This is a genomic window from Hydrogenimonas thermophila, from assembly GCF_900115615.1.
Classification (GTDB): Bacteria; Campylobacterota; Campylobacteria; order Campylobacterales; family Hydrogenimonadaceae; genus Hydrogenimonas; species Hydrogenimonas thermophila.
The window spans coordinates 1-12,518 of sequence record NZ_FOXB01000012.1; the positions used below are offsets into that span (position 1 = coordinate 1).

Annotated in this window: 16 protein-coding genes; 9 read left to right on the forward strand and 7 right to left on the reverse strand. The window is 33.0% G+C overall.

Features of this window, described 5'->3' with window-relative positions; genetic code table 11:
• Positions 1 to 355: 355 nt before the first annotated feature.
• The 3 genes from BM227_RS05420 (at position 356) to BM227_RS05430 (ending at position 3,183) form a co-directional block, all read left to right on the forward strand.
• Entirely contained in the window at positions 356 to 1,675 is a 1,320-nt protein-coding gene (locus BM227_RS05420) for a ferritin-like domain-containing protein (RefSeq protein ID WP_092911936.1), read from the forward strand.
• A gap of 231 nt (positions 1,676 to 1,906) precedes the next feature.
• Positions 1,907 to 2,809 carry a DnaJ C-terminal domain-containing protein gene (locus tag BM227_RS05425; protein WP_092911938.1) on the forward strand — a complete coding sequence of 301 codons (903 nt, stop codon included), beginning with the start codon at positions 1,907 to 1,909 and terminating at the stop codon, positions 2,807 to 2,809.
• The gene (locus tag BM227_RS05430) at positions 2,809 to 3,183 is read left to right on the forward strand and encodes a heat shock protein transcriptional repressor HspR (RefSeq protein WP_092911940.1); all 375 of its coding nucleotides are present in this window, start codon (positions 2,809 to 2,811) and stop codon (positions 3,181 to 3,183) included. The genes BM227_RS05425 and BM227_RS05430 overlap by 1 nt, the downstream gene beginning before the upstream one ends.
• A gap of 10 nt (positions 3,184 to 3,193) precedes the next feature.
• Here the strand turns inward: BM227_RS05430 and murA are convergent, their stop codons facing one another.
• Positions 3,194 to 4,456: a UDP-N-acetylglucosamine 1-carboxyvinyltransferase gene (murA, locus tag BM227_RS05435; protein ID WP_092911942.1), complete on the reverse strand. Its 1,263-nt coding sequence runs from the start codon at positions 4,454 to 4,456 to the stop codon at positions 3,194 to 3,196.
• A gap of 2 nt (positions 4,457 to 4,458) precedes the next feature.
• Positions 4,459 to 4,881: an NUDIX domain-containing protein gene (locus BM227_RS05440; RefSeq protein ID WP_092911944.1), complete on the reverse strand. Its 423-nt coding sequence runs from the start codon at positions 4,879 to 4,881 to the stop codon at positions 4,459 to 4,461.
• Between the two features lie 85 nt (positions 4,882 to 4,966).
• Here BM227_RS05440 and BM227_RS05445 point away from each other — a divergent pair, with 85 nt between their 5' ends.
• From BM227_RS05445 to BM227_RS05470, 6 genes are all read left to right on the forward strand, one after another.
• A complete protein-coding gene (locus BM227_RS05445) occupies positions 4,967 to 5,404 on the forward strand; it encodes a hypothetical protein (protein WP_092911946.1) in 438 nt (145 codons plus the stop codon).
• An 82-nt stretch (positions 5,405 to 5,486) separates the two neighbouring features.
• On the forward strand, positions 5,487 to 5,876 hold the full coding sequence (locus BM227_RS05450; protein ID WP_218147917.1) for a rhodanese-like domain-containing protein: 390 nt from the start codon (positions 5,487 to 5,489) through the stop codon (positions 5,874 to 5,876).
• Positions 5,877 to 5,996: 120 nt separating this feature from the next.
• Positions 5,997 to 7,067: a tyrosine-type recombinase/integrase gene (locus tag BM227_RS05455; protein ID WP_092911948.1), complete on the forward strand. Its 1,071-nt coding sequence runs from the start codon at positions 5,997 to 5,999 to the stop codon at positions 7,065 to 7,067.
• Positions 7,068 to 7,072: 5 nt separating this feature from the next.
• The gene (gene rnz, locus BM227_RS05460; protein WP_092911950.1) at positions 7,073 to 7,993 is read left to right on the forward strand and encodes a ribonuclease Z; all 921 of its coding nucleotides are present in this window, start codon (positions 7,073 to 7,075) and stop codon (positions 7,991 to 7,993) included.
• Between the two features lie 77 nt (positions 7,994 to 8,070).
• Positions 8,071 to 8,343 (forward strand): type II toxin-antitoxin system Phd/YefM family antitoxin, encoded by a 273-nt coding sequence (locus tag BM227_RS05465; RefSeq protein ID WP_092911951.1) that lies wholly within the window; start codon positions 8,071 to 8,073, stop codon positions 8,341 to 8,343.
• 3 nt (positions 8,344 to 8,346) lie between these two features.
• Positions 8,347 to 8,682 carry a type II toxin-antitoxin system RelE/ParE family toxin gene (locus BM227_RS05470; RefSeq protein WP_092911953.1) on the forward strand — a complete coding sequence of 112 codons (336 nt, stop codon included), beginning with the start codon at positions 8,347 to 8,349 and terminating at the stop codon, positions 8,680 to 8,682.
• Positions 8,683 to 8,742: 60 nt separating this feature from the next.
• On the opposite strand, the gene BM227_RS05475 is transcribed toward BM227_RS05470, so the two are convergent.
• The 5 genes from BM227_RS05475 to BM227_RS05495 form a co-directional block, all read right to left on the reverse strand.
• The gene (locus tag BM227_RS05475; protein WP_092911954.1) at positions 8,743 to 9,267 is read right to left on the reverse strand and encodes a hypothetical protein; all 525 of its coding nucleotides are present in this window, start codon (positions 9,265 to 9,267) and stop codon (positions 8,743 to 8,745) included.
• Between the two features lie 39 nt (positions 9,268 to 9,306).
• Entirely contained in the window at positions 9,307 to 9,933 is a 627-nt protein-coding gene (locus tag BM227_RS05480; protein WP_092911956.1) for an NAD(P)H-dependent oxidoreductase, read from the reverse strand.
• A 189-nt stretch (positions 9,934 to 10,122) separates the two neighbouring features.
• The gene (locus BM227_RS05485) at positions 10,123 to 10,695 is read right to left on the reverse strand and encodes a CvpA family protein (protein WP_092911958.1); all 573 of its coding nucleotides are present in this window, start codon (positions 10,693 to 10,695) and stop codon (positions 10,123 to 10,125) included.
• A gap of 3 nt (positions 10,696 to 10,698) precedes the next feature.
• Positions 10,699 to 11,559 (reverse strand): lysylphosphatidylglycerol synthase transmembrane domain-containing protein, encoded by an 861-nt coding sequence (locus tag BM227_RS05490; RefSeq protein WP_218147918.1) that lies wholly within the window; start codon positions 11,557 to 11,559, stop codon positions 10,699 to 10,701.
• Complete coding sequence (locus BM227_RS05495) at positions 11,543 to 12,502, reverse strand: glycosyltransferase family 2 protein (RefSeq protein ID WP_092911962.1); 960 nt, start codon at positions 12,500 to 12,502, stop codon at positions 11,543 to 11,545. The genes BM227_RS05490 and BM227_RS05495 overlap by 17 nt, the downstream gene beginning before the upstream one ends.
• Positions 12,503 to 12,518: the final 16 nt, after the last annotated feature.

Sequence of the window (12,518 nt, forward strand, 5' to 3'; positions counted from 1 at the left end):
CAAAGTATCTCATATAAGCTCCTCTCGTATCTCTCTTTGGTTGCCCAAAGGGCATCACAGCCTCGTAATCAATGAGCAATTGATGCAAAAGCATCATTGCAACTTTTAATCAGTGATTATCACCAAAGAGACAGTCAAGCTAAATTAAGTGATCTCCTTAAGCAAACTAAGCTTAAAGAAGTCACAGGGGGTATAAAAAGACTTTTTAGCTCTTTGGTTAGACTGTGATTAAGTTAAAGATCTGAAGTCTAATTTCTTCATTCTTGATAGTAATAATTTAGAGTTAATTTTTCAATCCTTTTTGGATGAAAATCTCTAAATTATTTCTATAAATGTATTATACGAGGAGGTAAAAATGGTAAAAAGTAGTTATATAGTGTCTGGAGTAGCAGCTTTAGCACTGCTAGTTGCAGGATGTGGAAGCAGTAGCTCATCTGATACAACTGCAATTTCTGGTTATGATGTTACTGTAGAGAGAGGACCAATATTACACTCTGTTGTTATAGATGCAAATGGACAAAAATCTTTTGAATTAGGAAATGGAAAATACCGATTTGCTCAACCGCCTGTATATCCAGTTACAGCTATGGGTGGTTTTATAGATATTGACCGTGATGGCATTGTATCGGTTAATGATGTTAACAATACAATAATACTAAGAGGACATAATGGAAGTGCAACAACTCTAGTTAATACTATTGCTGCAGATGAAGAGATTAAAACTTGGTTAACCGAGCAATTTGGATTAACTGAAGATGAAATTTATAATGCTACACCAAATACAAATGCAACAATTGCGGCAATTAGTGATGTTGTTTTTGCTTATTGTGTAGAAAATAATCTTACTAGTCCTGAATCTATAACATTAGATCAGTTAAAAAGCTTAGAAAATGATATAAATGATCGTATCAGTTTATATATAAATAGCGAAGTAACAACTGCTGATTTAGAAGAACAGTTAGTTGATGAATTAAATATATCTCGCTTAACAAGTGATGATATACTTAATATGCAAAATATGTATAATGGTACTTTTGGCGGAGGTGGATGGAATAGTATGCATAATGGCACAGCAATCATTAGTACACTGCCAACTTCAGAATTAACTAATGAACAGAAGTATCTATTGGCTTATATGTGGAATGAAGAGAAACTTGCTAAAGATATATATTTTGCACTAAATGAAATTACACCTCATCAAGCTTTATATAATATAGCAGCTAACTCAGAAACAACACATGAAGCAATGGTAGAAGCACTCATTGAAAAATATGATCTAAATATTACAAATTTGACTGATTATAGTGGAGGCTATTCTGCAGATGAGCTAAGTGCATTTGCTCCTGGTCAATATGAATTGCCAGAAATAGAAAATTTATATAACGTATTGTATGAAAAAGGAAGTCAATCACTAATAGATGCTCTGCAGGTTGGATGTATGGTTGAAGTTACTGATATAAATGATTTAGATAAAGATATTGCTACTGCTAGCGGTGCAGACGATTTGGTAATGGTATTTAGCAACTTAAGAAGTGGTAGTTACAATCACTACTGGGCATTTGATAGTGCTTTAAAAGCTCTTGGAGTATCTGACGGATGTTGCTCTGCTGGAGAAGAGTATTGTAAAACTGCTGATGAGTATCCTCTTCCACATAATGGACACTACAACTTTTAAATAATACTTATTTAATAACTTTAATTTTTTTAAGAGATGGCATTTTTGCCATCTCTTATCTTCATAAAAAACTTCAATTACTAAATTAAATAAATCAAAATCAATTTTTACATAATTTAAATTGCCTAAAGTAACCCAATTATAATTTTCACATCTTTAAAGTTGATTGACATCGACTAAACTTTTATGATATAATTCCACAAAAATTTGGTTAGTTATTAAGGAGTGGGCATGAGTAAAAGCCTATATGAAACATTAGGTGTAAGCGAAAATGCAAGCGCAGATGAAATAAAGCGTGCCTATCGTAAATTAGCAAGAAAGTATCACCCGGATATAAATAAAGATCCAGATGCTGAAGAGAAATTTAAAGAGATTAATGCAGCATATGAAGTATTGAGTGATCCTGAAAAGAAAAGACAGTATGATCAATTTGGAGATCAAATATTTGGCGGTCAAAACTTCCATGACTTTGCTCGTGGACAAGGTGCAAATGTTGATCTCGATGAAATTTTACGTAATATCTTTGGCGGTGGATTTGGCGGATTTGGCGGAGCATCTAGGCAAGGTGGCTTCGGAGGTTTCAGCTCCGGCGGATTTGGCGGATTTGATATGGGAGGAATGGGCGCTCCTGATCTGGATATTCATGCAAAGATTACAATACCATTCAATACAGCAGTTTTAGGTGGAACACACAGCATAACAGCAAATGGTGAGACATTTGATGTACGTATTCCTGCTGGTGTAAAGACAGGAGAGACTCTTCGCATTCGCAATAAAGGTAAAAGTTACAATGGACAAAGGGGTGATCTGTTACTAAAAATTGAAGTTGCACCAAGTCCTGAATTTAATAGAGAAGGCGATGATCTTTACAAAACAATTGACATTCCATTAAAAACAGCTATGTTTGGAGGAAAAGTAAAGGTTCCAACACTAGAAAAAGAGATCACGCTTAAAATTCCTCAAAACACAAAAAATGGACAAAAGTTCCGTGTAAAAGGTTTGGGTGTAACAAATAGAAAGACAAAGATCAAAGGAGATCTTTATCTTATAGCCAATATTGTGTTGCCAAAGGTTGAAGAGCTTGATCCTGAACTTGCTAAAATGATGGAAGAAAAACTTCCGGGAGGTGAGTAATGCATAGTTATGATGAACCCGTATATTTAATAAGTGTCGTAGCAAAGGTTTTAAATATCCATCCGCAGACTCTGCGGCAGTATGAACGAGAAGGTCTTATAGAGCCTTCAAGAACAGAAGGTCGTATGAGGCTCTATTCTCAGCGAGATATAGATCGAATAAAGCTTATTTTGCGTCTTACACGTGAGCTGGGTGTTAACTTGGCAGGTGTTGACATCATTATGCAACTTAAAGAGAAGATTGATGCAATGCAAGAAGAGATAGACTCTCTAAGAAAAGAGTTGGAAAAAGCCAACAATAGTACAACAATTCCTAGTCACAGAGCAATAGTTACAAAAAACAACTATGAAATAATCATATTTGAAGAGGAGTAGGGGGATCTCCCTACTCTTTTAATCTCTCTATATTTGCTCCAAGTTTCTTTAACTTTTCATGTAAAGACTCATAACCTCTATCTAAATGGTAAATACGATGAACATTTGTAACACCATTTGCAGCAAGTCCTGCAAGTACAAGTGCACTGCTTGCTCTTAAGTCTGTTGCCATAACATCAGCACCAAGTAGTGAAATAGGTCCATTAAGTGTTGCAGTATGACCTTTTAAGTGTATGCTAGCTCCAAGACGCTGCAGTTCACTGACATGCATAAAACGGTTTTCAAAGAGTCTCTCTTCTATAATGCTGACACCTTCAGCCTGTGTAGCCAGTGCCATAAACTGTGCTTGCATATCGGTAGGAAATCCCGGATACTCAGTTGTAGAGACTTCAAATGCTTTTAATTTTGCAGCAGGGTAGATTGTCATGCTGTTTTCATTGCTTTCAATACGACATCCTGCTTCATGAAGTTTTGCTGTAACTGCATCAAGATGATCAGCTCTAACATTGTTAAGAGTAATAGAGCTGAATGTTATAGCTGCAGCACAAAGGTATGTTCCTGCTTCTATTCGATCTGGAATAATAGAAAATTGTTTAAAATTCAAAGGTTCCCTGTCCGTTCCGTGTATAATTAGCTCATCAGTTCCTATACCTTCAATATTTACACCTGCATCTTTTAACACTTCGCACAACTGGACAACCTCAGGCTCTTTAGCAACATTTATCAACTCACTCTTACCTTTAGCCAGTGCTGCTGCCATAATGATATTTTCACTGCCAGTTACAGTGATTTTGTCAAATATAATGCGTGCACCGTGCAATCCTTGTGGTGCTGTTGCTACAACATAGCCATTTTTTATCTCTATTGATGCTCCCATTTGCTCTAATGCTTTTAAATGAAGATCAATAGGGCGCTGACCTATGGCACATCCTCCAGGCAAACTTACTTTACAAGTTCCAAATCGGCTTAAAAGCGGTCCAAGAACCAAAATTGATGCACGCATCGTCTTTACTATGTCATATGTAGCTGTAGTATTTGTGATGTTCTCATTATCTATTTTTAAAGTATGATCTTCAAAAATAAATTTGCTTCCAAGTTTTTCAAAAAGCTTTAATAGAGTTCTAATGTCTGCAACATTTGGAATATTCTCTATAGTGCAAGGTTTATTACATAATAGTGTTGCTGCAATTAATGGCAAAGCAGCATTTTTTGCTCCTGAAATATTTACCTCTCCACTTAGACGAGAGGGACCTTTAATCGATAGATAATCCATTTTTAACAAGTTTCCTTATGCTTAATATAGTCTTTTAAAATCTGTTTATGATCAAAAACAAGTTTGTCCCAGGGAATATCAGAGAGATGATATAGAGTTGCAGTTTTTGCATCATCACCGCCAATAGGAACTCCTACAGCTTTGCTTACATAAACAATAGATACTGTATGAAATCGCTTATCACGTTTTGGATCTGAATAGACTCCAAGCAAATACTTAAGTTCTATATTTAATCCTGTTTCTTCTTTCATCTCTCTAATACAGGCGTTTTCAACTGTCTCTCCAACATCTACAAAACCACCGGGTAGGGCAACTCCTAAAGGTGGATTTTTTCTTTCAATAAGAACAATACCTTTAAACTCTCCTTTATCATTGAAACACTCTATGATACTGTCAGTTGCAAGAAACGGTGTTTTGATAGACATAAAAAATACCTTCTTCTAAATTTGTTGATTTTACCATAAAAAGGCGTTAAAATAGGGTGATATTTTTTAATATGGAGTAAAATATATGTCAAATAAAATAGATAGACTAAAGGCATTGGCAAATGAACTCTCCTCTTATGAGATAGATCGTAAAAAAAATCAAAAACGTTTAAAAGAGCTTTTTAATACATTGGAACTATATTCAAAAGTTGAAGATTTTGAAAAAATATTTGAGTTTAAGGCAATGAATCTCTCAGGTATTTCTCTAAACAATAGTAGTCTTGGTGAAATTTCAGAAGGAAAATATGCTCAGATTATTGCTATTATTTATGCAGAAGAAGAGGGTAAGAAGAGGGCAAAAAATGTTAATCTCAGGTATTTTGGCAGAGTTGAAAAGCTTGATGAAGAGTTAAAAAGAGATATTATAGAGTTTGTATTGAGATGGCGGCTTGAAAAGAGCTTTTTAGGAGTTGACCACTATAAAAAGATGATTAAAGAGTTAATAAAAGAGGAATCAGCTTAAATAAAATAAATAGCTTCTCAAACTTCACAACAACTTGGTTTTCTGATGATACTATTGCGAAAAAAATCGCAAAGGTTTAAAAATGACATCTGAAGAAATAAGTAATGCAGTACATATTTTTCCAACGAAAGATATGCTAGAAAGCGGCATTATGAAAATTATAGATATACGTACAGAAAAAGAGTGGCGACAAACTGGAGTAGTACCAGGATCTAAGTGCATAACTTTCTTTGACAATGTAGGACAATACGATATAGATAAATTTTTAGAAGAGTACCATAAAATCGCAGATAAAGATACACTAGTTGGTTTAATTTGCCGTACAGGAAGCCGTACGAGAATGGTTACAAACTTTCTACGTCAACAAGGATACAATGTTGTAAATCTTGATGGTGGAGTTTATCATTTAAATCGCATAGGAGTTGAGTTGGTTCCGTACAAACAAACTGTCTATTGCAATAGCGAAAATTAATGGAATAGTGAGTATAATACATTATAAAATAAAGTTTGAAAATTATAGTTTTCAATACTTTTATTAAAAAAGTATTGGAAACTAGAGTTTTTATAGTTTTTTTTATAAGGAAATATCTATATGAAATATCCATTGGATTTTGAAAACAGTTTCAATAAAACACTTCTTTTTTGGATAACACGCTATATGCACTCCAAACTTAACTCATTATCTAACCGTCAAGTAAAAGATCCTCAAGCACTTGCACGCATTATCTCAAATCTTCGTACCGGTGTAGATAGCATCGAGACTCTGTCACGTTTAGCAAAAGAGGCCAGAAATGCTGGATTAATTGGAATCAATACATACTATAAACCTCTTGAGAAGCTATATTATTATTTAGAAGAGATGGGTCCTGCATCTATGAAAGAGATTGATGAAGAGTTAATTAGTGATTTTCTTGCCTCAGCTACAGCAAGGCTTTCAGATGCAACAAAAAAGAATTATAGAATCTCTATGATTAACTTTTTTGGCTATATAGACAAACAAAACAGTGATGAAGATGGAAGAACCCATCGTTATGGAATTGAACTTAAAAACTGGGGCGGATTGTCTGGAAAAAGTGGTACAAAACTACCCTCTTTTATGCAGGAAGATGAAGTTGAGAGATTTTTAGAAGCTATTGAAACATACCCATTTCAAAGCAGCGTGGCTGCCAGAAACAGGCTTTTAATAAAGCTAATTCTATTTACAGGTATCCGTGTTGGAGAAGCTTTGCAACTTAAAACCAAAGATTTAATTGCCGAGGGAGATATCTATCTCATCCGTATTACAGGAAAAGGAAATAAAGCTCGAGTAGTAATGATAAAGGCATCTCATATTAATAAATATCTAACAGAGTGGATGCAAATTTGCAGATGTGAAAGTGACTGGCTCTTTTGCAACAAAAAAGGAACCCCCCTAACCCAAGCCTATGTAAGCCGTATAGTTGAAAAGATACTAATGAAAGCTGGTATTCGTAAAGAGAAGAATGGCGCACATATGCTTCGGCATACATTTGCAACCATGCTCTACCTTAAAAAGAAAGATTTAGTACTGGTTCAAGAAGCTTTAGGGCATGCAAGTTTAGATACATCACGCATATATACCCATTTTGACAAAGATAGGCTTAAAGAGGCTGCAAGCGTGATGGATGATATTGCTAAAGGTTGAAGTTAATGAATAAAATTATTTTTCTTGGAACATCAGCAGGTGTTCCTACAAAGTTTAGAAATGTATCTGCCCTATCCCTTCAACCCGAAAACTCTAAAGAGTGGTTTCTTTTTGATTGTGGAGAAGGAACACAGCATCAGATATTAAAAAGCCATTTGAGTCCATACAATCTATCTAAAATATTCATAACGCATCTACACGGCGATCACATATACGGTTTACCAGGACTACTTGCATCAAGAGGAATGCAGCAAGCTAAAACAGAGTTGGAAATTTACGGTCCTGCAGGCATTAAAGAGTTTATAGAGACCGTTTTAAAACTTAGCAGACTCAATCTTCCTTTCGATTTGAAGATTTATGAAATTTCAAATGATATGTCAATAGACTTTAAACAGCTATCTATTGACATAGTAGAACTCTCCCACTCTTTAACTTCTTATGGCTTTGTTTTAACTTTTAAAGATAGACCTGGAAAGTTTAATGTTGAAAAAGCAAGATCTATGAGCATACCGGAAGGTCCTATTTATGCAAAGCTTAAAAATTTAGAAACTGTCACACTTGAAGATGGGAGAGTTATAGATGGAAAAGAGTTTTTAGGAGATCCTATAAAGGGAAAACGCATTGCAATAGGTGGAGATAATGATAATCCCCTACTCTTTTCAAAATATGCCCCATTTGATCTAATGATCCACGAAGCAACATACACACAAAATGATTTTGATAATCTACCAAAAAAGTTTCAACATACAACAGCAAAACAGTTAGCTACTGCAGCTAAAAAAATGGGTGTAAAACATTTGATATTAAATCATATCAGCCCAAGATATGATAAAGATAACAGAGTCTCAGAGCTTTTAGAAGAGGCAAAAAGCTACTTCACTGAAAAAGTTGAAGTAGCTTATGACTTTATGCAGGTAGATTTTTAATTTTTTGCTTTACTAATCTGTAATCATATACTAAATTAAGACCAAATTTGGTACAATGTTATAAAAAGGATATTCACATGCAACTTAGTGAAACTATAAAACCTATCAGTTATTTAAAATCAAAAACAGCAGAAATTATAAATAGTGTAAATGAAAATAGGCAAGCTATTATCATAACTCAAAATGGTGAAGCAAAAGCTATTATTCAAGATATAAAAAGTTATGAAAACTTGAGAAATTCCTTATCATTATTAAAATTGATAGTTCAAAGTGAAGAAGATATACGAAATGATAATGTAATCTCTCAAGATGAAATGTTTGAAAATTTAGAAAAAAAACTTTTTGGATAACAATTGAAAAATTTTGAAGTTATATGGACAAAAAATGCAGAATTTGATTTAGAATCTATTATAGAGTATATCAAAACCGATAGCATTAAAATAGCTAAAGATATTTTTTTTGATATTAAAAATCAATGCAATCAATTATCAACTTTTCCTACCAGTAGAAGAATTGTTCCTGAACTTCAACAAATAGGGATTTTGAGGTACAGAGAACTCATATTTAAAAGATGGAGAATTATTTACAAGATTGAAAAAGAGAAAGTTTTTATTTTAATAGTTGTTGATTCAAGTAGAGATATCGAAGATATTCTTTTTCAACGGTTGTTAAAAGATGACAACAAATAGAGAAATAAAAGCTACTTCAATGCAAAAGTTGAAGTAGCTTATCTTTATGCAGGTAGATTTTTAATCTATAGCCTCTTCAAGGTCTTTAGCAGTTGTAACAAACTCAACTTCTTTAACAACACTATGATCAAGATCAATTACCATAACATAATTTTTATATTTATCATTTTTAAATTTTTGAGAGACAGACTCGTCAAGAATTAGATAGATTGGATATTTGTGTTTTTGTAAATCTGGAAGTGCTGCATATTTAAATATCATAGATGGCATTTTACTTACATCAGCAATAAAGATAACATGATGCTCTTCTAAGTAATTTTCCGGTTTTGTATTTAAAAACTCTTTTACAAGATGTCCTGTTGATTTAGCAAAAACCATTATAACCTTTTCACTATTTTCATCAACAGTTCCTTCTTTACCAAACTGATCTTTTAAAGTACCAGGCTCAAACTTTTTCCCTATCTCTATTGCCGGAGCAATTGTGCCCTTCTCTACTTTTACTACAGGTTTCTCTTCTACTTTATTGCTACAACCACTTATAGTCAGCACTGAAGCAAATATAGCTGCCATTAATTTAAGTTTCATTTTTATCCTTTATTAATTAGTTTATCGATTAAGTCTAAATTATAAGATGTAATCTGTAACTTCGTCAAGAGTTAATCTATGTTTCTTTTTTGGTCTATCTGCTCTGTAACCAAAAGGTAGAACCAAAGCACTTTGAAATACATTAGTATCAATACTTAAAATTTTATCGACCTCTTTATAGTCAAAACCCTCTATAGGACAAGAGTCAATACCAATAAAAGCTGCACCAGTCATCATATTTGCAGCTGCTATGTAGGCTTGCTTTTCACTCCACAACTCAAGCGTATGATCGTCTCTTCCATCAACCCAATCTGCATAAAGTTTTAAAAGACCGTTATATTTATCTTCAGGTAATCCATATCTTTTCAACTGTTTTTGAACATACGGATCACTGCTTCTTACATCTTTTCTTGCCAAAATAACGACTAAATCGCTACAAGTACCAACCTGTTTTTGATTCCAAGAAACTTTTTGTATTTTGTCTTTTATCTCTTGGTTTCTAATTACAATAAACTTCCATTGCTCTATACCAAAAGAGCTTGGGCTCAATCTTCCACACTCTAGAATATATTCCAAATCCTCTTTTGGAATTTTTCTATTTTGATCAAATACTTTGCAAGCATATCGATCATTCATAGCTTTTAAAAATAGTTCTCTATTTGTCATCTTCCATCCTTTTAATTATAAGATTTTATCATATTAAATATCTATTTAAATGAATTAAACCCTCTAAGTAATTTGGTTATGGTTACTTTAATACATTAGAACAGGTTATTTCAAACGAAATTTTGAAGAATTGGGAAAATTTTTACGAAATAATGAAAGAGAATTATTGGTAGTTAAATTAATTTTACTCTATCTTAAAAATTCTTTGTATGTTTTTTCATCTGAAATTGTTTCTAAAAATATCTCTTTAGTATCAGTTACAGAACCAGATGTGAGTTTTTTTACAAAGTTATTTGTAATTACTCTTTTACAAAATTTATACATATATGGATAAACAATACTATTTTTTTGCAAATAGTTTTTTATCTGAATATTACCTATCCTAAATTGCGATGCAATAAAAAGTCCAAAAGTCCATACAAATAGTACCCAAAGTCTATTAGTCAACATTCCAAATATTTTGTTTATAATTTTAAAACGGTTTTTTATGTATACTCCATATAATTTCTCTATGGCAATAACAGTTATGAAATATATAGAAAATAGAAGTAAAAATCCAATTAGTTTTAAACTTGCAAAGTTTTCTGGTATAAGTATATGGTGTTTAACTAAAAAAATAGAAAAACTTGCTCCAAAACTATCTGCAAATGCAATTCCTACAAAGACTTTTATTATCTCATAAAGCTGTTTTGATAAACCAGATTTAAAGCCAATATATGAAAAATATATGATGCTTGCAAAAACTAAAGTATCTACAAAAATAGCTTATCCTTTTTCAGGAGAAACTCTATTTAATAGAAAGAGACCCATTAGTGATGAAATTGCAGTTATTATAAAAAATAGAAAAGAGAATGTTACTCCTAAACTAGGATCTTCACCTATATACTCTAATCCATAAAGAAATGTAAGCTCTCTAACCCCTATTCCACCAATTGTAAGTGGTAAAACGGCAACTACACTGGAGATGAGAAAAAGAGTCATATACTCTAAGTTTGAATGACCTATATAAAGACTCTTTATGATTGCTAATGCACATAAAAGTTGAAGGAGTTGTACTGCAAATCCCCAAACAAGAGTTTTATTAAAACATTTTAGAAAATCTTTAAAAAAGAGTTTTGTTGAAAAATAGGCAATAGGAAATAGTAAAATTGCTATTAAAAATGATAACCATTTAGTCCAATCTCCTAAAAGTTCTGAGTAGTCACTAAAAGCAAATAACAAGCAGGAATAAAATGCTAAAGCAAAGAGTCCACTGAGCCGGTCTAGTAAAACTGCTTGAAACAGTGGTTTAATTCCTTTTTTATAGTGTTTATTAAGTAGATAAATTTTATAACCATCACCACCTATTCCGCCGGGTAAAAATAGGTTATAAAACATTCCTACATAGTAAAGAATAAGGTTAAACTTTTCAGATAGTTTTAGCCCAATAGCTTTGAAGTAGATATTTAGCCTGAAAGAGCTGGCAATTTTTGAAAGATTAAATAGTATAAAAGCTATGAAAAGCCAGATTGAATCAGCACTTTGAAGAGACTCTTTTAGTCTTTCAATATCGACTTTGTGCAGCACAAACCACAGTGCTGCACCTGTAAGTAAAATTTTAAGAAGAAGTTTAATCTTTTGTTTCATCAGACTTTTTTGATTTTCCTACATAAACCTCTTTTATTGTATAAGGCTTCTTATTTTGAGACTCATAATAGGTTCGCATTATCAATTCAGCAATAAATCCAGTTGTAATAAGTTGAATACCACCTAAAGTCAACATTACCCCAAGAGTTAGTAGAGGTCTTTGCCCTATATCTTCTCCAAAAAGTTTTACTAAAAACATATATGCATCAATAAGAAGACCAGCTCCAAGCATTGGAATACCTAATGTTCCAAACAGATGCATTGGTTTTGTTCTATATTTCTGCATAAATAACATTAAAAGCAGGTCACTTACAACACGAAAAGTTCTACCTATACCATATTTGCTCTCTCCGTGTATGCGTGGGTGGTGTCTTACATCAACTTCAGTAATCTTTGCACCATACATTTTAGCAAGAACTGGAATAAAACGGTGAAGCTCTCCATACAATCCAAGGTTTTTAGCTACATCAGCTTTAAAAATTTTAAGTGTACAGCCATAGTCATGCAGGTAAACTTTTGTAGTTTTACGAATAATGGCATTTGCTATTTTACTTGGAATTTTGCGTAAAAACATACCATCTTGACGTTTTGCACGACGACCTGCTACCAGATCCCACCCCTCTTTTTCCAACTTCTCTATCATCATAGGAATATCTGCCGGATCGTTTTGCAAATCACCATCCAATGTAACTATTAACTCACCCTTAGCCTCATCTATTCCTGCAGCCATTGCAGTAGTTTGACCAAAATTTCTGTTGAAAACTAATATTTTAGTACGCTCATCAGCAAGCTCTTTCATTTTCTCTACGGTTTTATCTGATGAACCATCATCTACCATAATAAGCTCATAATCAATATCTTTAAGAGCTTCCCTAACTGCTTTAAAGAGTGGGGCTATGTTATCCTCTTCGTTCATCACTGGAATGACAACCGAAAGTTTCATCTTTTTCCTTTTAAAT